The organism is Lentzea kristufekii (assembly GCF_033949925.1).
Classification (GTDB): domain Bacteria; phylum Actinomycetota; class Actinomycetes; order Mycobacteriales; family Pseudonocardiaceae; genus Lentzea; species Lentzea kristufekii.
In genome coordinates this window covers 1-21,015 of sequence record NZ_JAXAVV010000049.1, presented here as the reverse complement: position 1 = coordinate 21,015, position 21,015 = coordinate 1, and the positions used below count along the sequence as shown (strand labels likewise).

Below are 21,015 nucleotides of genomic sequence, written 5' to 3'. Positions count from 1 at the left end.
ACGTACAGAAACCCTCGAGGGTTGAGCGCCACAAGCGCTCCCCTCGGGGGTTTTCTGCGTTCGCCGACCCCGGCACGACCATCAGCGCTAGCCCCCTCGGCAGGCACCCACGGAACCGCAGGCGAGCTCCCTGCCGACCATCCGAGCAAACGTGCCGACGAACTGCCCGACCAGCTGCTCAATGGCCATCCAACGGCAGCCCTCACTCAATCGGGTGATCGATGGCCTGATTCGGCTCCTGCTCCCTCTTGTAGTCAAAAATCCGAGGGGGTGTCACAAAACCATGGTCATCTTCGCCGCGCAATGAGGAAGACGCGTGGGGCGCCGAGGCTCCTGGCTGCCCAGTACCTCTCGTGGCTGCCCGGTACCTTCTGCACCATGCACAACGAGCAACGCACCGCCCGCCGATCAGCCGGCGTGGGCAGGACCGCAGACCTCGCCACGAACCCGTTCCGGGTCGACCGCGACCGCGTGGCGAGCTCCCCGTTCTTCGCGAGGCTCGGCGGAGTCACCCAGGTCGTCAGCTCCACCGGCTCGGGACTGCTCGTGCACAACCGCCTCACCCACAGCCTCAAGGTCGCCCAGGCCGCGCGCGCCATTGCCGAACGCCTGACGACCCGCCCCGAGCTGACCGCGGTGCTCGAGAAGCTGGGAGGGTGCGACCCCGACGTCGTCGAGGCCGCCGCCCTCGCGCACGACCTGGGGCACCCGCCCTTCGGGCACCTCGGGGAGCAGGTGCTCGACCGGCTGGCCCGGCACAGGTTCGGGTTGCCGGACGGGTTCGAGGGCAACGCGCAGTCGTTCCGGATCGTCACGACCACGGACGTGCGGGGCCCCAAGGCGCTCGGCCTCGACCTGACCGTGGCGGTGCGGGCGGCGATGCTGAAGTACCCGTGGACGCGTCACCAGCCGCTCGGCCTGCCGGTCACGCCGCGTGGTGCGGCCGAACCGGACGACATGCCGGGCACCGGTAGTTCGAAGTTCTCCGCGTACGTGACGGAGATCGACGACCTGCGGCAGGCGCGCGAGCCCTTCGAGGGGCGTGTCGAGTCGTGGCAGCAGACCGTCGAGGCGAGCGTCATGGACACCGCGGACGACATCGCGTACGCGATCCACGACCTGGAGGACTTCCATCGGGTCGGGGTGTTGCAGCACGCGACGGTCGCCGCCGAGCTCGGCACGTGGCAGGCGCAGGCGCTCGACCTCGCCGGGCTGAGCGACGCTGAGCTGAATGCCGAGATCCGGATGCCGGGGCGGTCGCTGGAGACGCTCCGGAGGCGCATGCACCTCAAGGACTCCTGGGTGATGAGCGACGAGGCGTTCGCGATGGCGGTGCGGAAGGTCAGCAAGGAGCTCGTCGACGGGCTGCTGTCGGTGCCGTTCGACGGGTCGGTGGAGGCGGAGCAGGCGGTCGCCGGGTTCAGTGCGCGGTGGACGCGTCGGCTCGTGGACGCGGTCGGGGTGATCGAGGAGCCCACGCCGCGGTCCGGGCACGTGGTGCTGGCGGTTCCACAGTGGCACGAGGTGCAGGTGTTGAAGTTCGTGCACCGCCGGTTCGTGTTGCTGCGGCCGGATCTGGCTTTGCACCAACGTGGACAGGCCCGACTGCTCGGGTCGCTCGTGGACGCGCTGGAGCAGTGGGTGACCGATCGGGCCGAGGCGGATCGGTTGCCGCGCAGGCTGCACGACCTGGTGGAGCTGGCCGAAACGGAGTACGCGGCGCTCGCCCGGACGGAGCCGTCCACATTGGTCGGTGCCGCCGGTGAGTTGCCCGTTGGTCCTGATGCCGTAAGGGGATTGGCACGTGGGCGTGCGGTCGTCGACTTCGTCGCGTCGCTCACGGACAACCAGGCGGCCGCACTGCTGGAAGCCCTTTCCGGGCGAACCGGTCAGTTGTGGACTGACGCGTTTGTTCTGTGAAGTGTGATTGCGTCTGCTAAGTGGGAAGTAGCCCAATCGGATGCTGACTGTGATCAGGCAAGCACCATACGTTGGCGCCTCGACCGGGAATCGCCGGTCGCAAGCCGCGTGCTCGGGGGCACGCCAACGTTCGGGGGAGAAACTCCTGTGCGCCGATCTCGAAGAGGCACGACCTTAGTCACCGCAGGTACCGCAGTTCTTCTGGCCGCTCTCACCGCAGTCACGCCGGCGTCCGCCGATCCGGGCAAGGCGTCCAAGTCCATCAGCGACCGCACGGCAGCGCAGATCTCCGCGCTGCAGAGCATCAAGAAGTCGCTCACCCCAGCTGAGTCCAAAGTGGACAGCGCACTCGTCGTGGAGGCGCGCAAGCGCGTCTCAACTGGTACCACGAGCGCCCTGCCGCAGGTGCAGACCGGCGTTGCCGTGACGCCGAAGGCCGCCACGCTCGTGGACATCCGTGCCAAGCAGTACTCGGAGGACCTGGTCAACGCTGTCCGCGCGGCGGGTGGACAGATCCGGGCGGTGTCGCCCGAGCACCGCACCGTGCGCGCGGAGGTCCCGGTCGCGAAGATCGCCGAGATCGCCGGGCGCTCCGACGTCGCCCGTGTCGAGCCGGGCAGCGACGCGATGACGCAGGACGTCAAGAACAAGCGGGACGACAAGGCCCGCAGGCAGGCTCCGTCCAAAGAGGACAAGTCCAGGGAGATCGAGCGCCGGCTCTCGGAGAAGCAGCTCTCCGTGCAGGCCGCCAAGGTCGCGGAGAGCGACAAGGCGCACAACGCCGAGGCCGCACGTGGTTCCTTCCGCGTGACCGGTGTCGGCGTGAAGCTGTGCGCGCTGTCGGACGGTGTGGGCTCGCTGGCCGTGTCGCAGGCCTCCGGCGAACTGCCGGCCGTCGACATCGTGCCGGGCCAGGCGGGTTCCGGTGACGAGGGCACCGCGATGCTCGAGATCCTCCACGACCTCGCGCCCAACGCCGAACTCGGCTTCGCCACGGCGTTCAACGGCGACGCGAGCTTCGCGGACAACATCAAGAAGCTGCGCTTCGACCTCGGCTGCGACGTCATCGTCGACGACGTCATCTACTTCAACGAGTCGCCGTTCCAGGACGGCATCATCGCGCGCGCCGTGGACGCGGTCGTCGCCGACGGCGCGATGTTCTTCTCCAGCGCGGGCAACCAGGGCAACGTCGTGGACGGCACCTCCGGCCACTACGAGGGCGAGTTCGTCGACTCGGGAGTGGGCGTCGGCAAGTTCGCCGGTTCCGCGCACGACTTCAACCCGGACACCAACGCCAAGCAGCTGTTCAACCCGCTGTCGAACTTCTCCGGCGACACCCCGGTGGTGCTGCACTGGGCCGACCCGCTCGGCCAGTCGGCCAACGACTACGACCTGTACCTGGTCAACGCCCAAGGCAACGTTGTCACGTTCAGCCAGAACAACCAGGACGGGGCGCAGGACCCGTACGAGCGCATCAACACCCCGTCGAGCTCGACCGGGACGCGCCTCGCGGTCGTGAAGTACCGCGGTGACGACAAGTACTTCGCGCTGTCGCTGTTCGGTGGCCGGTTCGCCGACACCAACGACGGCCTCAAGAAGTACGTCACGCCGGGCACCACTCGCGGCCACTCGGCGGCCAAGGGCGCGATCTCGGTCGCGGCCGCACCCGCCGCGGCGGCACTGCCGTTCGACCTCGAACCGGGCGACCCCGCCAACCCGAAGGGCCCGTACCCCAACGCCTTCGACGGCACGCAGAAGCCGGAGCGCTTCACCTCCGACGGGCCGCGCAAGACGTTCTTCGCACCGGACGGCTCGCCGCTCGCCGAGACCCGGCAGAAGCCGGACATCACCGCGGCCGACGGCGTCACCACGTCGGTGCCGGGCTTCGCGCCGTTCTTCGGCACGTCCGCCTCTGCTCCGAACGCCGCCGCGATCGCCGGTCTGATCCTGTCCGGCAACCCGACGCTGACGCCCGCCGAGGTCAAGGAAGCCCTTGTGGCGACGGCGATCGACATCGTCGAGTCCGGTGTGGACAACCGCACCGGCGCCGGCATCGTGATGGCCGACCGCGCCCTGCAGTACACGGGTGCGTCGCCGCAGGCACTGGCCCGCGCGCAGAAGCCGACGATCGTCAACGACGCCGACGGAAGCGCTTTCCTCAAGCCGGGCACGACTGCCACGGTGACGGTGCCGGTGGCCAACAACGGTGACGGCTCGGCCGCGTCGACCTCGGTCGTGCTGTCGACGACGTCGGCCGGCGTGACCATCGCGCCGCGCTCCAAGTACTACGGCAACATCGACCCGGGCCAGACCGTCAGCAACACCTACAAGGTGACCGTGCCGGCCACGGCCGCGCTCGGTTCGGCGGTCAAGCTCGACGCACGCGTGACGTACGCGGGCTCGACGTCACCGACGACCAGCTCGTTCATGCTCCGCGTGGGTGAGCCGGCGCGCGACTTCAAGTCGTTCGCGTACACCGGCGCACCGGTCGCCATTCCGGACAACGACCAGACCGGCGTCTCGATCCCGCTGCCCGTGACGGGTGTCGGCGCGGCGTCGAACCTGAAGTTCTCCGTGGACGGCGCGACGTGCTCGGCCACCGAGGGCTCGACGACGGTCGGCATCGACCACACCTTCGTCGGCGACCTGGTGGGCACGCTCACCTCGCCGTCCGGCAAGTCCGTGACGCTGTTCTCGCGGGCGGGCGGCACCGGCAACAACATCTGCCAGGCCGTGTTCGACGACGCGGCCACGACGCCGTTCTCGAGCGTGACGAGCACCGGCGCGCCGTTCACCGGCTCGTGGAAGGCGGGTGCGCCGCTGTCCTCGCTGACGGCGGACCCCGTCGACGGCACGTGGGTGTTCAAGGTCGCCGACGTCGTGGGCTCCGACCGCGGTTCGATCCGCTCGGTGACCCTCAGCGTCGCCGGCTGGGTCTGATGACCTGAGCCCGACCGAATGGAAGGCCCCCGGCTCGCGAGCCGGGGGCCTTCTTCTTGCCCTACCAGAACCCGAACGACGTGAGGGGCGCCTCCCGGATCGGGAAGCGCCCCTCACGCCTGTCAGAGCACTGCTAGCGGTTCGGCCACTCCCACCGGATGCCGAACACACCAGGACCGAACCCGAGCGCCACGGCGTGCACGCCGCCACCCGAGTCCAGGGTGAGGTTGCGACGCCGCGAGGGCGTCTCGTCACCCGCGGGCACGCTGTACTGCTGCACGCGCGAAGGCAGGTTCGTCTCGTCGAACCGGACCTCGATCACGTACTCGCGCACCGGCAGCCGGAACTTGCGCGCGAACGTGTTGTTGCCCTTGGGGGCGTGGCCCTCGGGGAACACCAGCTGGTATTCCATGATGAGGGTCTCGCCGCGGGTGAGCGGCCGTTCGAACATCATCTCCGCGACCATGATGTTGGCCTCGTGGTCACGGGCGATGCGGCCGAGGTGGCAGTTGCGCACGTTCAGGATCTCGGGGAGCACGTCGGACTCCTCGGTCTCGAACACGAGCGCCCAGCGGTCGGGCCCGTCCTGCTCCGCGCGGAGGATCTGCCGCACCCACACGGATTTCTGCCCGCCGTCGGCAGAGATCTCGATGCGGTCGTGCTGGCTGATCCGGCCGAGCTTGAGGTCAGAGGACGTGTCGACCTTCGAGAGCAGGTTCGCGACCCGCTCCCTTCGCGCCCACAGGGCGTCGATCGGCATCATGGTCGTCGGGCGGCAACGGCGACCTCGCGGACGAGGTGGACCGAGCAACGCCGACAGACCCGACTGAGGCACTCCCAGAACCGACTCGAGGTGCCGCAGCGCCTCCAGTGATTCAGGGCGTTCAGGCCTTCGTCGTCCTGACTGCCAGTAGCTGAGCGTCGCGACGCTGATCGTCACTCCGCGCAGTGCCAACCGGTGCTGGATGCGGTCGAGACTGAGTCGGCTAGCCTTGATCGCCGCCCTCAACGCTTCCGGGAACGGTCCCGTCGTCAAGAGTTGCGTAAGGCTGCCGTGGCCCGTTGAGTCAGTGTCGTCAACGGTCAGTGTTGGTCGACCGGCAGCAGTCGTCATGGTGACTCCCCGCTGTCATAAGATCACGCCCCAGTGACCCTACCCGTCCGTGAACATCGCTGGTCGGAGCCGGATGGAGTCAATGGTTAATCCATACGGTTGATGAGTTCACGCTTTCGAGACTCATCTGTCAAGTGAATCGAACCCATCAGTAACATCTCTGTGCCGTTCACGGCCTGTGTCGGACCGGTTCTACTGCGTGCATGATGATCGGCCTCGGTCACGGGGTTGAGAGGGTGGCGGCCAGGTGAGCAGGGTGCGTCCCGTGCCCGGTGGACGGGCCGTCGAGGTCGAGCCGGAACGGGTCCTCGGCTGGATCGGCCGGTTCACTGACCGGCACGGCGCGATCGACGTCCGAGTGGCCGAAACGGAGGTCGTCATCACCGCCGAGGACGGCGCGACGGCCACGTTCACGACGCGCGGCGGCACCTCTCTGCAAGAGGTGGTGGAGAAGCTGGCGGAGCCTCGGAGGATCGGGCTGCTCCTCGTGCGGCTCGGCGGCCACAGCGTCGGGGTGGCGTCCGGCGGCAAGGTCGAGGTGTCGGCAACGGACCGCAAGCAGGTCCACGGCCGCATCCGGGCCGGCGGGTGGTCGCAGCAGCGGTTCGCCCGGCGCCGCGAGGGACAGGCCAGGGTCGCGCTGCAGGCCGCCGCGGACGATGTGGCCAGGGTGCTCGTCCCGCGGCTCGCCGAACTCGACAGCGTCGTGCTGGGCGGCGACTGGCAGGCACTGGACGTGCTGCGCAACGACCGCAGGCTCGCGGGCGTCTTCGGCAAGGCGGAGGACCGCGTGCTGGACGTGCCGGAACCCCGGCGGACGGTCCTGGACGAGGCCGCCGAACGCGCCCGCTGCGTCGAGATCGTGATCCAGGACACACGGGCAACCGGGCGGGAGCCCGGCCGCATGGATACGGGTGAGGGTGCCTGATCCTGGCGCCACTGACCTGCTGGAGCTGCAAGTGCGCAAACGAATGGTGATCGTGGCCGGAGCGGTCGCGCTGGGTGCCATCGGCATCGCGGTGCCCGCCCTCGCGCTGAGTGGCGGCGACGGCGCGCCCCAGCCCACGACGTCGGCTCCGCAGCCGCCCACCTCGACCAACACCGAGGCGCCGTCCACCACGGTGCGGCCGCCGACGTCGTCCAGGCCCGAGGTCACGCCGACCGCCGTGCCGCCGTCGTCGACCGCGCCGCAGTACCCGCCCACGACCGTGCTGCCGCCGTCGTCGTCGAAGCCGGTGCACGCGCCGACGACCGCGCCCCCGTCAGTCCTGCCGACGCCGACAGTCAGCCACAGCCCGACGACCTGGACCCCGCCCGCCACGACGCCGGTCCCGTCGACCACGGCCCGGTAGGGAGTCTCCTCTGAACTGGGAGGCCGAGTTCACCGACTGCTTCGACCGGTACGCCGACTCGATGCGGTTCACCGCGTTCTTGTTGTGCGGGAACTGGCACGAGGCGGAAGACCTCATGCAGTCGGGGTTCTTGAAGCTGTACCTGGCCGGTCCGAAGCTCTCGGACCGGTCGGGGCTGGAGCCGTACCTGCGTCAGATCGTCGTGCGGACGTTCCTCGCGGAACGCCGCAAGGTGCGGTGGCGCAGGGAGAAGCTGACTGACGCACCCCCAGAGGGCCTGTCCTCCGTCGCAGGGACGGAGGACAGGCTCGTGGTGTGGCAGGCGCTCACCGCCGTGCCCGCACGGCAACGCGCTGTCCTCGTGCTGCGCTTTTGGCACGATCTCAGCGTCGAGGACACGGCGGCGGCGCTGAACTGCTCGACGGGCACGGTGAAGTCGCAGAGCAGCAAGGGCCTGGAGACGTTGCGGCGCAAGCTGGGGCCGGAGTTCGACCACTTGAGGCTGGAGGTGTGATGGTTCGCGAGGACGACCTGCGGGCGACTTTCTCCGCTCTGCACCAGGAAGAGGCGCCGCCGCGGGCCACCACGGCAGCCGAGGTGATCCAGCGCGGCCAGGCCGTGCGGTCCCGGCGCCGCACCATCGCGGTGGTCGGCAGCGGGCTTGCGACCGTGGGGGTCGTGGCGGTGGCGCTCGCCGTGCTGCCGGCCGCGGCACCCCCGGAACCGGCGACACCGGGACCGTCCTCGACGACGTCGCAGGTTCCGCCGACCACGTCGCCGCCTTCCGTGGAACCGACGCCGACGACGGTGAGCCCGTCCAGTTCGCACGCGCCGCAGACACCGCCGGTCCGGTCGACGACGCCGCTCGGCTCCACGACGCCGCCGGCGGGCCCGGCGTCGAAGCCGGGAACGCAGCCGACGTCGGTGCCCCCGACCTCGTCGTCCTCCAGCGTTCATTCGGTGCCGCAGACCTCTCGGTGAGCGGCATGATCCGGTCATGAGCGCTCAGATCCGCCTGGTCGAGATCACCGATGCCAACCGTGACGCGGTGGTCGCCGTGCGCGTGCATCCCGCGCAGGAGCGGTTCGTCGCATCCGTCGAGAAGTTCTTCGTGCACGCGCGGGAGAATCCCGAGGCCAAGCCGTGGTTCCGCGCGGTCTACGACGGCGACGTGCCGGTCGGGTTCGTGATGCTGAGCTGGGACAACGTTCCCGGTCCCGGACTGCTCGGGCCGTACTTCCTGTGGCGCCTGCTCGTGGGCTCCGGGCACCAGGGGCGTGGCTACGGCCGCGCGATCCTGAACGAGGTCGTGGCGTTGCTGAAGGCCGCCGGGGCCACCGAGCTGCTCACCAGCTGCGTGCCGGGGGAGGGGTCGCCCGAGCCGTTCTACCGCGGGTTCGGGTTCGTGCCCACCGGGGAGGTCGACGACGACGGCGAGATCATCCTGCGGCTGGACCTCGGCTCGCGACCGTGAAGTGCCGGTCCGTGCCGGGAGTCTCCAGCTCGTCGAGCACCGCCACGGCGAGGTCCTCCGCCGAGATCGCGGACGGACCAGTCAGCAGCTCGTCCGTGCCGCGCCGGTAGGAGCCGGTGCGGTCGCCGGGTTCGAGCAGCGCGGGCGGGCTCAGGTACACCCAGTCGGCCTGGTGGTCTCGGCACTCCTCCAGCTGGCGCATGCTCGCCTCGGCGACGGGACGGATGTGCGCCGGCACGTACCGGGTGTCGTCGAGCACGAGGCCCGTGCCATCTGGTGTGCGCAGCGGTGCGGCACCTCCGACGACGATGACCCGTGTACGTGTTGCAAGTGCCGCGTCGAGCAGCACGGTCGAGGTGACGCCCGCGGTGGCCACCACCGCACCGTCCACTCCGGACAGAACACTGTCCATCAGCTCCCGGTCGGTGGCGTCACCGCGCACGTCGCCGGTGCCGCGGGACACGGCGGTCACGTCGTGCCCGCGCCGCACCGCCTCGGCGACGACCCGCGAGCCGACCATGCCGGACGCGCCGACGACTGCGATCTTCACTGGAGAACTCCTTTGGCGAGAACGGGTGCCGGTCGCTGGCTGGCGACGATCGCGGCGAGGGCGAGTGCGAAACCGGTGAGCTGCACCAGGTCCAGGGTCTGGCCGAGGACGCCGACGCCGAGCAGGGCGGCGACCATCGGGGACAGCAGGCCGAGCATCGAGACGGACGTGACCGGCAGCGTGGTGACCGCGCGGAACCACAGCACGTAGGCGAGCAGGCCGCCGACGCCGCCGAGCCACAGGTAGCCGAGCAGCGCGGTGAGGCCGATCGCGGGTGGCGGGCCCTCGAACAGCAACGTCACCGGCACCAGGAACAGCCCGCCCGCGGTGAGCTGCCAGCCCGCGAACGCCGTCGGGCCCGCCCCGGCCGGCCTGCCCCACTTCTTCGTCAGCGTCACGCCGAGCGCCATCGTCGCGGCGCCGCCCAGCCCGGCGAGCACGCCGACCAGGTCGAACCCGGCCGCCGGGCCGAGGACCACGAGCCCGACGCCCAGCATGCCGATCACGCCCCAGGCGAGCCGCCACGCGGACGGGTTCTCCCGCAGCACCCCGACCGCCAGCAATGCCACCACGAGCGGCTGAGCGGCGCCCAGGGTGGCCGCCACGCCACCGGGCAGGCGTTCGGCCGCGATGAACAGGAACGGGAAGAACAGGCCGATGTTGAGCACGCCCAGCACGGCCGCCTTCGCCCACCACGACCCGCGCGGCAGCGTCCTGGTCAGCGCCAGCGCGATCAGCCCCGCAGGAAGCGCGCGCAGCAGCCCCGCGAAGAGCGGGTGGCCCACCGGCAGCAGTTCGGTCGTGACCACGTAGGTCGAGCCCCAGACCACCGGTGCGAACGCCGCGAGCGCGGTGCGGGAGAGGTCGCTGTTTCTCACGTCGTCCAGTGTTGGCGCGCTCGATCAATGAGTCCAACACATGCTTTTCATCCGATCCATCGTGATTCAAGATGGATCGCGTGGAGCTCCAGCAGATGCGGTACGTGGTGGCGGTCGCCGAGACGGGCAGCTTCACGAAGGCCGCCCGCCAGTGCCTGGTCGTGCAGTCGGCGTTGAGCCACCAGATCGCCCGTCTCGAACGGTCGCTGGGCGCGCGGTTGTTCGAACGCACCAGCCGCAGCGTGCGGCTGACCCCGGCGGGCGCGGCGTTCCTGCCGTCCGCGCGGCAGTGCCTCGACCTCGCCGAACGCGCCGCGGCCGAGGTCGCCGCGGCGGTGGGGGAGGTGCGCGGACGGGTCGTGGTCGGCGTGATCCCGACCGTTGCCGCCGTGGACCTGCCGGCCGCGTTGAAGGTGTTCCGCGAGCGCTATCCGCAGGTGCCGGGTCGCGTTGCGGATGCTGTCGAGCTACGAGCTCGTCGAGCAGGTGCGGCAGGGAGGGCTCGACCTCGCGTTCCTCGGGTTGCCGCTCGGGGTGCGACCCGAAGGCGTGCGGGGCCGGGAGCTGGCGCGCGACGAGCACGTGGCCGTGATGGCGCCGGGGCATCCGCTCGCGCGGCAGGAGTCGACGAACCTGCGGACCCTCGCGGAGGAGCTGTTCGCCGACTTCCCGGCCGGGTCGCCGGGGCGGACGCAGTCGGATCAGGCCTTCTCGATCGCGGGGCTGCACCGCGAGGTCGCGTTCGAGGTGACGACCGCGGAGTTGATGGCCGGGCTGATCCGGGAGGGGCTCGCCGTGGCCGTGCTGCCGTCGCGGTACACGCCCCGGCTGAGCGGGGTGGTGACCGTGCCGATCGTGGACGGGCCTTCGCGGGTGGAGCACCTGGTGTGGAGCGCGGGCGGGCTGACGCCGGCGGCCGCGGCGTTCCTGGACGTGCTCGGAGTGCCCGAAACTGTCGGTGGTGCCTGAGAGAATGAAAGCAGGGGACCCCCTGCGGGGGACCCCTGCGTGAGCGTGGCCCGCGGTGCCGTGACTCAGCCCGCGGTGCCCGTGGAGAGCAGGCCCCCGTCGACCCGGACGGTCTCGCCCGTGATCCACGAAGCGCCGTCCGAACACAGGAAAGCCACGAGGGAGGCGACGTCCTCCGGCGTGCCGAGGCGCTTCATCGGGTACTGCTGCGCGGCTTCCTCCTCCCGGCCGACGTAGAGCGCCTCCGCGAACTTCGTCTTCACCACGGCGGGCGCGACGGCGTTCACGCGCACCTTCGGGCCGAGCTGCCACGCGAGTTCCTCGGTCAGGCGGATCAACGCCGCCTTGGACGCGCCGTACGCGCCGATCACGCCCGTAGACCGGATGCCGCCGATCGACGCGATGTTCACGACCGCGCCGCCGTGCTCGCCCATCCACGCCTTCCACGCGAGCTGGACGAAACCGAGCGCGGCCACCACGTTGACGTCGAAGATCTTCTTGACGGCGTTCAGGTCCGCCTCCATCAGGAAGCCGAACTGCGGGTTGATGCCGGTGTTGTTCACGAGCACGTCGAGGCGGCCGAACTCCTCCATCGTGCGCGCCACGGCCTCTTCACGCGACGCGTCGTCACCGGCGTTGCCCGGGACCGTGAGGACGCGGCCGCCCGTGTCGGCCTCCAGCTGCTTGGCCGCCTCGGCCAGCTGATCGGCCTTGCGGCCCGTGATCGTGACGGACGCGCCGCGGGAGAGGAGCTCGCGTGCGATGCCGTGGCCGATGCCGCGGGACGCGCCGGTGACCAGCGCGGCCTTGCCCGAGAAGTCTTCGCTCATGGCCGCAATCTATGCGTCCCGCCACACGTGGGAAATTCGATGGTCGTGATCCCGTAGGATGGTCGCGTGATCCTCCTGGAGTAGGCCGAACCGGACGTGCCATCCCTTGCCATGCCCGGCGTTCTCGTAGCTACTCGGAGTTTCTTTTGATCACCGCAACTGACATGGAGTTGCGCGCGGGCTCACGCATTCTCGTGAGCGGCGCCAACCTGCGCGTCCAGCCCGGCGACCGCATCGGCCTCGTGGGCCGCAACGGTGCCGGCAAGACCACCTCCCTGCGCGTTCTCGCCGGCGAGGGCCAGCCCTACGCCGGCGCCATCACCCGCAAGGGCGAGCTCGGCTACCTGCCGCAGGACCCCCGCGAGGGCGACCTGTCGGTCATCGCCAAGGACCGGGTGCTGTCCGCGCGCGGCCTCGACCAGCTGCTCCGCGACATGGAGAAGGCCCAGTCGAAGATGGCCGAGCTGGTCGACCCGGCCGAGCTCGACGTCGCCGTCACCAAGTACGGCAAGCTCGAAGAGCGCTTCTCCTCGCTCGGCGGGTACGCCGCCGAGTCCGAGGCCGCCCGCATCTGCTCGAACCTCGGCCTGCCGGACCGGGTCCTGGCGCAGCCGCTGAGCACGCTGTCCGGTGGCCAGCGCCGCCGCGTCGAGCTGGCCCGCATCCTGTTCGCCGCGTCCGAGGCGGGCATCGGTGCCAAGTCCAGCACGATCCTGCTGATCGACGAGCCCACGAACCACCTCGACGCCGACTCGATCACGTGGCTGCGCGGCTTCCTCAAGTCGCACGACGGCGGTCTCGTCGTGATCTCGCACGACGTCGAACTGCTCGACGACGTCGTGAACAAGGTGTGGTTCCTCGACGCGATGCGCGGCGAGGTCGACATCTACAACCTCGGCTGGAAGAAGTACCTCGAAGCCCGTGCGACGGACGAGAAGCGCCGTCGCCGTGAGCGCGCCAACGCCGAGAAGAAGGCCGGCGCGCTGATGACGCAGGCCGCCAAGATGGGTGCGAAGGCCACGAAGGCCGTTGCGGCGCAGAACATGGCGAAGCGCGCCCAGAAGCTGCTCGACGGTCTCGACGACGTGCGCCAGAGCGACAAGGTCGCGAAGATCAGCTTCCCGTCGCCAGCCCCCTGCGGCAAGACCCCTTTGATGGCAGAGGGTCTGAGCAAGTCCTACGGCTCGCTGGAGATCTTCACCGGCGTGGACCTCGCGATCGACAAGGGTTCCCGCGTCGTCGTGCTCGGCTTCAACGGCGCCGGCAAGACGACGCTGCTGCGGTTGCTGGGCGGCAGCGAGAAGGCGGACGCCGGTGGCGTCGTCCCCGGCCACGGCCTGAAGATCGGTTACTTCGCGCAGGAGCACGAGACGCTCGACCACAACGCGTCGGTGTGGGAGAACATCCGCCACATGGCGCCGGACGAGCAGGAGCAGCGGCTGCGGTCGTTGCTCGGCACGTTCCTGTTCAGCGGCGAGCAGCTCGACCAGCCCGCGGGCACGTTGTCCGGTGGCGAGAAGACGCGGCTGGCGCTGGCCGGTCTGGTGTCGTCGGCGGCGAACGTGCTGCTGCTCGACGAGCCGACCAACAACCTCGACCCGGCCTCGCGCGAGCAGGTGCTCGACGCGTTGCGGCGCTACGAGGGTGCTGTCGTCCTGGTGACGCACGACCCCGGCGCGGTCGAGGCACTGGAGCCCGAGAGGGTCATCCTGCTGCCCGACGGCACCGAGGACCACTGGTCCGAGGACTACCTCGACCTCGTCCAGCTGGCGTGATCTCCACCCGTCAAAGGACTACCGAGCGCGTTCTGTGATCAACTCAGTGTGATCGAATCGACCGTTCACCGATCTCTTTGCTTGATCACCTGGCGTTCTGCCGGTTCCTGTTCGATCATTGCGACGACAGGGGCCGTCAAATGGCCCACCTGCTCGTACGGAAGGCGGGACAAGGTGGCTGACCTGAAGAAGGGTGCCCGGATCACCGGCGCCACACGGGACAAGCTGGCCGCTGACCTGAAGAAGAAGTACGAAAAGGGCGCGAGCATCCGGGCTTTGGCCGAGAGCACCGGGCGTTCCTACGGCTTCGTGCACCGGGTTCTGTCGGAATCCGGGGTCACGCTGCGCGGTCGCGGTGGCGCCACCCGGACGAAGAAGAAGTAGCCACAACTCAGACTGCTACTCTCCGGTAACTAGCTACTAGTTCGCCGGAGGTAACGACCATGCCAGTGCCTTCCATCGACGCTGGCCTGCTCGAGCGCGGTGGCGTTCGGCTCGCGATCTCAGGGCCGCGCGCGACCATCACGCTCGATCGTCCCGACGTGCTGAACGCGCAGACGCCGGCCACGTGGCAGGCGTTGCGGCACATCGGCGAACAGCTGGACCCGGACGTCCGCGTCGTGGTCGTCCGGGGCTCCGGCCGTGCCTTCTCGGCAGGGCTGGACCGGCGGATGTTCACCGGTGAGCCCGTCGACGGCGAACCCGGTGGTCTCGGCGCGATCCTGTCGCTTCCCGCTGCGGAGGCCGACGCCCGCATCGCGTCGTACCAGGCCGGGTTCACCTGGCTGCGCGACCCGGCACGCGTGACGATCGCCGCGGTGCAAGGGCATGCCATCGGCGCGGGTTTCCAGTTGGCGCTGGCGTGTGACTTCCGCGTGCTCGCCGAGGACGCGCAGTTCTGCATGGCCGAGACCGGGCTGGGTCTGGTGCCCGACCTCGGCGGCACGCTGCCGCTGGTGCGACTCGTGGGGTACTCGCGCGCGGCCGAGATGTGCGTGACCTCCCGCCGGGTGTCGGCGGAGGAGTCGCTGCGGATCGGCCTCGCGAACTCCGTCGTGCCCGCGGACGGGCTCGACGGCGCCGTCGACGAGCTGGTCGCCGCCGTCCTCAAGCCGATGGCCGGTGCCGTGTCGGAGACGCTGTCGCTGATCCTGGCGGCCGCGGAGACGCCGACGGCCGAAGCGCAGCTCGCGCTGGAGCGCGCCGCTCAGCTGCGCCGGCTGCAGTCGTTCGCGGCCTTGTCCGCTCAAAGCTGAACCTTTCCACCGCTGTAGCCGCTCGCGAAGGAATTGTCGGACCGCTGTGCTGTTCTAGACAGCGTGGACGGATACAGCTCTTGGCGATTCATGATGGGAGCGACCTCGGACGCGCCTTCGAAGGTGCGCCGGGGTACGTTCCGCCGCGTTCTGACCTTCGCCCGGCCGCACCGGGCGAAGCTGCTGGTGTTCCTGTTGCTGACGGTCGTCTCGTCGGTTCTCGCGGTGTCGACGCCACTGCTGGCCGGCCGCGTGGTCGACGCGATCGTGCGCGGCTCCGTGCCGTCCGTGGTCGTGTGGCTCGCCGTGGCGATCGCGCTGATCGCCGTCGTCGACGCCGGCCTGGGCGTGGTCGAGCGCTGGCAGTCGACGCGCATCGGTGAGGGCCTGATCTACGACCTGCGTCGTGCCGTGTTCGGCCACGTGCAGAAGATGCCCGTCGCGTTCTTCACGCGCACCCGCACCGGCGCGCTGGTCTCACGCCTGAACAACGACGTGATCGGCGCTCAGCGCGCCTTCACCTCGACGCTGTCCGGCTTCGTCACGAACATCATCCAGCTGGTCCTGTCGCTGGCCGTCATGTTCACGCTGTCGTGGCAGGTCACGGCGCTGGCCCTGGTGCTGCTCCCGGTGTTCGTGCTGCCCGCCAAGCGGATGGGCCGCCGGATGGCGGACATGCAGCGCGAAGCCTCCGCCCTCAACGCCTCGATGGTCACCCAGTCCACCGAGCGCTTCTCGGCGCCCGGCGCGACGCTGGTGAAGCTCTTCGGTCGTCCGGCCCGCGAGGAGGAGGAGTTCTCCGAGAAGGCCGCGCAGGTCCGCGACATCGGCATCCGGACCGCGATGGCCACCCGCTGGTTCATGACGGGCCTGACGCTGGTCTCGGCGCTGGCGCAGGCACTGGTCTACGGCCTGGGCGGCTACCTCGCCCTGACCGGGCACCTCGCGGCCGGTGCCGTGGTGTCGCTCGCGTTGCTGCTGACCCGCCTGTACGCCCCGCTGACGGCTCTCGCGAACGCGCGTGTCGACCTGATGACGGCGCTGGTGTCGTTCGAGCGCGTCTTCGAGGTGCTGGACCTCGACCCGATGATCAAGGAGAAGCCGGACGCCCGCCCGGTGCCCGACGGCCCGGTGTCGGTCGAATTCTCCGACGTGCGCTTCGCGTACCCGTCGGCGGACAAGGTGTCGCTGGCCTCGCTGGAGTCCGTGGCCACTTTGGACACTCGCGGCGGTGAGGAAGTGCTGCACGGCATCAGCTTCAAGGCGGAGGCCGGTCAGCTGGTCGCCCTGGTCGGCTCGTCCGGTGCGGGCAAGTCCACCCTCGCCTCGCTCGTGCCGCGGCTCTACGACGTCGACTCGGGCGCCGTGCGACTGTCCGGAGTGGACGTTCGGGACCTGACCTTCGAGGCGTTGCGCGCGTCCGTCGGCGTGGTCACCCAGGACGGGCACCTCTTCCACGACACCATCCGGGCCAACCTGGAGTACGCCTCGCCCGGTGCCACCGACGACGACCTGTGGGACTCGCTGCGCCGGGCCCGCCTGCTGGACCTGGTGGCGTCGTTGCCCGACCAGCTCGACACCGTGGTCGGCGAGCGCGGCTACCGGCTGTCCGGCGGCGAACGGCAACGGCTCACCATCGCCCGCCTGCTGCTCGCCAAGCCGCGCGTGGTGATCCTGGACGAGGCCACCGCACACCTGGACTCGGAGTCCGAGGCCGCCGTGCAGGAGGCGCTGACCGAGGCGCTGCACGGCCGCACGTCGCTGGTGATCGCCCACCGCCTCTCGACGATCCGGGCGGCCGACCAGATCCTGGTGCTGGAGCACGGCGACATCGTCGAACGAGGCACGCACACCGAGCTGATGACCGCCGAGGGCCGCTACGCCGACCTCTACAACACGCAGTTCGCCGAGCCCCCGGTGGTCGGTGTGATGCCGACGCCGAAGTTCAGCGAGCGGCTCGGGGTGCCGCAGACGAACTGATCCGGCGGGGCCGCCCGCGAGGCGCGGCCGCTCACCGGCAGAAGCCCGCGGGCACGCCTGGGAGATGGTCGGCGAGGCGGGCGACGGCGCCGAGGCGGTGCGGCTCGCCAAGGCGCCGCGGCCCGACGTCGTGCTGATGGACCTGCGCATGCCGGGCACGGACGGCCTCGCCGCGACCAGGGAACTCGCGGGCACCGCGCGTGCTGGTGCTGACCGCCTACGACAACGACGTGGTGGCGGCGATCGAGGCGGGCGCCACCGGCTACCTGCTCAAGGACGCCCCGCGCGACGAACTCGTGCGCGGTCAGGGCACCGCGCGGGGCGAGGCGGTGCTCGCCCCGGCCGCGGCCGCGTTGCTGATGAGACGGGTGCGCAGTGCCGCCGCGGAGGTGCTCAGCCCGCGCGAGCTGGACGTGCTGCGGTTCGTCGCCGGCGGGGCGACGAACCGCGACGTGGCCAAAGGCCTCTTCATCACCGAGGCCACCGTCAAGTCACACCTGCTCAACATCTACGCCAAGCTGGACGTGAGCGACCGGGCGGCCGCCGTCACCGAGGCGTTCCACCGCGGGCTGCTCGTCCCGCGCGAGCAGCGGTTCAGCCCTTGAGGAACGCCGCCGTCGCGTTCAGCGCGCTCTGCGACGAGCCCGCCTTCTCCACGACCACCGCGAACGCCACGTTGTTCTGGTAGCCGACGAACCAGCCGTGCGCCTCACCGCCGCTCGCCTCCGCCGTGCCGGTCTTCCCGGCCAGGCCGGGGATGCCGGCGAGCTGCTTCGCGGTGCCGGCGGTGACCACCTCGCGCATCATCGCGCGCAGCGGCGGCAGGACGGCGGCGGGCGGGCCCGCCGCCACGTCGTTCGGCTCGGACGGCTTGCCGCGCAGCAGGGTCGGCTTCGGGGTCTTGCCCGAGACGACGGTGGCGGCGACCAGGGCCATGCCGAACGGGCTGGCCACCACGTTGCCCTGGCCGAAGCTGTTCTCCACCCGCTGGTCGCCGGTGGCCGGTGGGACCTTGCCGGTGTTCGTCTCGGCGCCGGGGATGGCCCAGTCGGCGCCCAGGCCGAACCGCTTCGCCATGTCCGGCAGGGCGTTCGGGTCGAGCTTGGAGCCCAGGTCGCCGAACGTCGTGTTGCACGACAGCGCGAACGCCGTGTGGAACGGCAGGCTGGCGTGGCCGAAGTCCGCGTTGCTGATCCTGCGGGTGCCGATGGTGGCGGTGGCCGGGCAGGGGACGGCGGTGCCGCTCTGCACCAGGCCCGCGTTCATGACCGCCGCCGCGGTGACGATCTTCATCGTCGAGCCGGGGGCGTAGCGGCCGACGAACGGGTTGGTGCCGCTCAGCGCCTTGTTCTGCGCCACGGCCAGGATCTCGCTGGTCGAGGCCTCGATCGCGACGATCGCCGCGCCCTGCGGGAGAGCGTCCACGGCTGCCTGGGCCGCGGCCTGGCGGGCCGGGTCGATGGTGACGGTGATCTTCTCGCCGCCCTCCGCCTTCTTGGTGTCCAGCACGGTGAACGCGCCGCCCGCGGTGATGCCCACCTCCCAGCCGTCGGTGCCCTTCACGTCGCCGACGGTGGCGGTGATCGTCTTGTACAGGCCGTCCGGGACCGTGCCCTGGGTCAGCGGCTTGCCGTCGCGGCCCAGCAGGGCGCCTTCCGCCAGCGCCTTGCGGTAGGTGAGCGACGCGCCCTCGGTCAGCTGCGGGTGGATGACCGTGGGTGTCCAGTGGACCTTCCAGGCGCCGCCGGCGCGGGTCATCGGCACCTTGACGTCGTACTTCAGCACGCCGGCGCCCGGCATCGTCCAGGTGACGGACGCGGTGAGCTCGGTCGTGGTGGCGTCAGCCGCCGGTGGTTCGGCCGCCGCCACGGTGGCCTGGTAGGCGGACGTGCTCATGCCCGCCTTGCTGGCTTCCAAGGCCGTGGTCGCCGCGGCCGGTGCGTCGGTGAAGACGGCGGCGCTGGCGGGGCCCGAGAACGCCCTGGTCAGAAATGAGGTGGCCACCTGCGCCGGAGTCTCCACCGGCTTGACCGGTGCGTCGGCGACCACCACCGACCTGCTGCCCGGCCAGAGCAGTGCGCCCGCCACGCCGACCACAGCCGTCGTGGCGAGCGCGCCGCCGATCAGGATCCATCTACGAGTCTTCTGCTCCACTTGTTCGAATCCCCCCAGGTAAGTGCTTTCCCCGGTGGGAGACTAACGGCAGGACTCAAAGTATTTGTGGGGGTTTCCACCTATCCGAGCTGCGGGATGCGGGTCTGGTAGTGGCGGAGCAGGTCGGCGTTGGCCGCGTCGCCGCCCTCCACGTTCGCGCTGCGCCACAGGGGGAGCCGCACGCCGGACTCGGCGGCCTTGTCGATCAGGCGGACCATCAGCAGGTTCCACAGGAACGTGGTGGCCAGCGTGGAGATCGCCGCGGTGACCGGGGCGTCCACCGGGTAGGTCGAGTCGCCGGGCGGGACCAGGTTGTCGAGGACGACGGTCGAGACCTCGGCCAGGGTCGCGCCGGCGCGGCGGGGGGCCTGGGCGCTGGACGCCACCGAGGTGACACCCACCACGGGGCAGCCTCTGTTCGCGGCCTCCTGGGCCAGTTCGACGGGGTAGTAGTTCACGCCCGACGTCGAGAACACGAACAGCACGTCGTGCGGGGCCAGACCCGATTCGCGCAGGACCTCGCCCGCGAGGCCGGAGCGGCGTTCGGCCGACGTGCTGCTGATCGCGCCGTGCATCGGGAGCAGTTCGGGGTGGTAGATCGGGCGGACGCAGGCCAGGCCACCTGCCCGGTAGAAGGTCTCGGCGACCGCCGCCAGCGAGTGTCCCGCGCCTGCGGTGAGGAGGATTCCGTCGGCCTGGACGGCGGCCAGCACGAGCTCGGCCACGTCGTCGAGCGCGGCCGCGTTGTGCTGCTCGACGCGCGTGAGGTGCGTGCGCACGAGATTGCCGTAGTCGGACCCGGTCACGGTGTCGGTCGTCATGCGGGTCAGTAGTACCCGATTGCAGATCACCTCACCAGTAACCCGGGCACCACAAACCTCGATACGCGCGATGAGGGGTGCGGTGGCGCTCTCGGACAGGGGGTGGGTTTGATCCGGCGGTACTTCTACTTCTGGGTCGCGCTGGTCGCGGTGTTCGCGGCAGCGGCGGCCACGAACATCGCGCTGGCGATCACCTACTCCGAGCTGTGGCCGGTGTGGGTGGGACTGGCGCTGCTCGTCGTCGCGGCGGGGTGCGCGAGGGCGGCGGTCCGGGCAAGGCCTTGAGGCCGTTCACGACAAGGGTGCGCGTGGCCTAAGCCGGCAGGTCGACGCCCAACGCGGACGCGGTGTGCAGCACCGAGTTCGCCGTGGCAGCGGGCTGCATTGGCTGAGCGCCTCCACCGTGGCGTCGGGCATCAAGCTCCGCCGGTACGTCGCCTGAGGTCCTCGGGCCGATCGACGTCCGCACCGTCCGCCACGTCGGCGCAGTCGACGTGGCGGACGGTGTTCGACTGGAGGTAGTCCCGCGCGCCCTGGTCGCCCGCCGCCGACGCCATGACGCCCGCGAAGTGGTCCGACCCGATCAGCACCGGGTGCCCGATCTCGCCGTCGTAGGTGGCGCGGGCCAGCACACTCGGTTCGGCGAGAGCCATCAGGCGGTGCAACGCCTCGACGGTGACCCCAGGGGTGTCCACGGGGAGCACGACGACGGCGTCCGCGGTGCCGACGGCGTGCAGGCCGGTGCGCAGCGACGACCCCATGCCGGTGGCCCAGTGGGGGTTGTCGACGACGGTCACGCCCTGGAGGGTGGCCTGTCGCCGCACCTCCGCCGCCTGCGCGCCGAGCACCACGACGACCGGGTCGCAGCCGGCGGCTCTGAGCAGTTCGGCGGCCGAGTCCACGAAGAGCTTGCCGTGCAACGGGACGAGAGCCTTGGGGGAACCGAACCGGCGGCCGGCCCCCGCGGCGAGCAGAAGACCGGCCACGCGCATGGCCTTGAAT

The 21,015-nt window shown here is 70.3% G+C and carries 19 protein-coding genes and 2 pseudogenes; 14 read left to right on the top strand and 7 right to left on the bottom strand.

Annotation, left to right across the window (positions count from 1 at the left end):
* Positions 1–378 precede the first annotated feature (378 nt).
* The gene (locus tag SK571_RS45260) at positions 379–1,920 is read left to right on the top strand and encodes a deoxyguanosinetriphosphate triphosphohydrolase family protein (RefSeq protein WP_319990272.1); all 1,542 of its coding nucleotides are present in this window, start codon (positions 379–381) and stop codon (positions 1,918–1,920) included.
* Between the two features lie 147 nt (positions 1,921–2,067).
* On the top strand, positions 2,068–4,860 hold the full coding sequence (locus SK571_RS45255) for a S8 family serine peptidase (RefSeq protein ID WP_319990271.1): 2,793 nt from the start codon (positions 2,068–2,070) through the stop codon (positions 4,858–4,860).
* A 133-nt stretch (positions 4,861–4,993) separates the two neighbouring features.
* Here SK571_RS45255 and SK571_RS45250 read toward each other — a convergent pair whose 3' ends face one another.
* Complete coding sequence (locus tag SK571_RS45250) at positions 4,994–5,620, bottom strand: hypothetical protein (protein WP_319990270.1); 627 nt, start codon at positions 5,618–5,620, stop codon at positions 4,994–4,996.
* Positions 5,621–6,221: 601 nt separating this feature from the next.
* Between SK571_RS45250 and SK571_RS45245 the strand changes: the two genes are divergently transcribed.
* Genes SK571_RS45245 through SK571_RS45225 form a run of 5 tightly spaced genes read left to right on the top strand, consistent with a single transcriptional unit; the run spans position 6,222 to position 8,800 of the window.
* On the top strand, positions 6,222–6,902 hold the full coding sequence (locus SK571_RS45245; protein WP_319990269.1) for an acVLRF1 family peptidyl-tRNA hydrolase: 681 nt from the start codon (positions 6,222–6,224) through the stop codon (positions 6,900–6,902).
* 31 nt (positions 6,903–6,933) lie between these two features.
* On the top strand, positions 6,934–7,326 hold the full coding sequence (locus SK571_RS45240; RefSeq protein ID WP_319990276.1) for a hypothetical protein: 393 nt from the start codon (positions 6,934–6,936) through the stop codon (positions 7,324–7,326).
* A gap of 10 nt (positions 7,327–7,336) precedes the next feature.
* Positions 7,337–7,840, top strand: coding sequence for a SigE family RNA polymerase sigma factor (locus SK571_RS45235; protein WP_319990275.1), 504 nt, complete (start codon positions 7,337–7,339; stop codon positions 7,838–7,840).
* Complete coding sequence (locus SK571_RS45230; protein WP_319990268.1) at positions 7,840–8,307, top strand: hypothetical protein; 468 nt, start codon at positions 7,840–7,842, stop codon at positions 8,305–8,307. The genes SK571_RS45235 and SK571_RS45230 overlap by 1 nt, the downstream gene beginning before the upstream one ends.
* A gap of 16 nt (positions 8,308–8,323) precedes the next feature.
* On the top strand, positions 8,324–8,800 hold the full coding sequence (locus tag SK571_RS45225; protein ID WP_319990267.1) for a GNAT family N-acetyltransferase: 477 nt from the start codon (positions 8,324–8,326) through the stop codon (positions 8,798–8,800).
* Here SK571_RS45225 and SK571_RS45220 read toward each other — a convergent pair.
* Together SK571_RS45220 and SK571_RS45215 are read right to left on the bottom strand one after the other, a co-directional pair.
* Entirely contained in the window at positions 8,766–9,350 is a 585-nt protein-coding gene (locus SK571_RS45220; RefSeq protein WP_319990266.1) for an NAD(P)-dependent oxidoreductase, read from the bottom strand. The genes SK571_RS45225 and SK571_RS45220 overlap by 35 nt on opposite strands.
* A complete protein-coding gene (locus SK571_RS45215; protein ID WP_319990265.1) occupies positions 9,347–10,228 on the bottom strand; it encodes an EamA family transporter in 882 nt (293 codons plus the stop codon). The genes SK571_RS45220 and SK571_RS45215 overlap by 4 nt, the downstream gene beginning before the upstream one ends.
* An 80-nt stretch (positions 10,229–10,308) precedes the next feature.
* Between SK571_RS45215 and SK571_RS45210 the strand changes: the two are divergent.
* Positions 10,309–11,197 (top strand): annotated as a pseudogene (locus SK571_RS45210) (LysR family transcriptional regulator).
* 65 nt (positions 11,198–11,262) lie between these two features.
* Here the strand turns inward: SK571_RS45210 and SK571_RS45205 are convergent.
* Positions 11,263–12,027 (bottom strand): SDR family oxidoreductase, encoded by a 765-nt coding sequence (locus SK571_RS45205; RefSeq protein WP_319990264.1) that lies wholly within the window; start codon positions 12,025–12,027, stop codon positions 11,263–11,265.
* 146 nt (positions 12,028–12,173) lie between these two features.
* Between SK571_RS45205 and SK571_RS45200 the strand changes: the two genes are divergently transcribed.
* From SK571_RS45200 to SK571_RS45180, 5 genes and pseudogenes are all read left to right on the top strand, one after another.
* Entirely contained in the window at positions 12,174–13,802 is a 1,629-nt protein-coding gene (locus SK571_RS45200; RefSeq protein ID WP_319990263.1) for an ABC-F family ATP-binding cassette domain-containing protein, read from the top strand.
* A gap of 174 nt (positions 13,803–13,976) precedes the next feature.
* On the top strand, positions 13,977–14,186 hold the full coding sequence (locus tag SK571_RS45195; RefSeq protein WP_030473247.1) for a helix-turn-helix domain-containing protein: 210 nt from the start codon (positions 13,977–13,979) through the stop codon (positions 14,184–14,186).
* A gap of 59 nt (positions 14,187–14,245) precedes the next feature.
* On the top strand, positions 14,246–15,058 hold the full coding sequence (locus tag SK571_RS45190; protein ID WP_319990262.1) for an enoyl-CoA hydratase/isomerase family protein: 813 nt from the start codon (positions 14,246–14,248) through the stop codon (positions 15,056–15,058).
* A 93-nt stretch (positions 15,059–15,151) separates the two neighbouring features.
* Positions 15,152–17,038, top strand: coding sequence for an ABC transporter ATP-binding protein (locus SK571_RS45185; protein WP_319990261.1), 1,887 nt, complete (start codon positions 15,152–15,154; stop codon positions 17,036–17,038).
* Between the two features lie 10 nt (positions 17,039–17,048).
* Positions 17,049–17,643, top strand: a pseudogene (locus SK571_RS45180) (response regulator); the annotation flags it as partial.
* On the opposite strand, the gene SK571_RS45175 reads toward SK571_RS45180, so the two are convergent.
* Together SK571_RS45175 and SK571_RS45170 are read right to left on the bottom strand one after the other, a co-directional pair.
* Positions 17,633–19,192, bottom strand: coding sequence for a penicillin-binding transpeptidase domain-containing protein (locus SK571_RS45175; protein WP_319990260.1), 1,560 nt, complete (start codon positions 19,190–19,192; stop codon positions 17,633–17,635). The pseudogene SK571_RS45180 and the gene SK571_RS45175 overlap by 11 nt on opposite strands.
* 80 nt (positions 19,193–19,272) lie before the next feature.
* A complete protein-coding gene (locus SK571_RS45170) occupies positions 19,273–20,013 on the bottom strand; it encodes an SIS domain-containing protein (protein ID WP_319990259.1) in 741 nt (246 codons plus the stop codon).
* Between the two features lie 102 nt (positions 20,014–20,115).
* Here SK571_RS45170 and SK571_RS45165 point away from each other — a divergent pair, with 102 nt between their 5' ends.
* Entirely contained in the window at positions 20,116–20,298 is a 183-nt protein-coding gene (locus SK571_RS45165) for a hypothetical protein (protein ID WP_319990258.1), read from the top strand.
* A 131-nt stretch (positions 20,299–20,429) separates the two neighbouring features.
* On the opposite strand, the gene SK571_RS45160 is transcribed toward SK571_RS45165, so the two are convergent.
* Positions 20,430–21,005 (bottom strand): nucleotidyltransferase family protein, encoded by a 576-nt coding sequence (locus tag SK571_RS45160; protein WP_319990273.1) that lies wholly within the window; start codon positions 21,003–21,005, stop codon positions 20,430–20,432.
* Positions 21,006–21,015 lie beyond the last annotated feature (10 nt).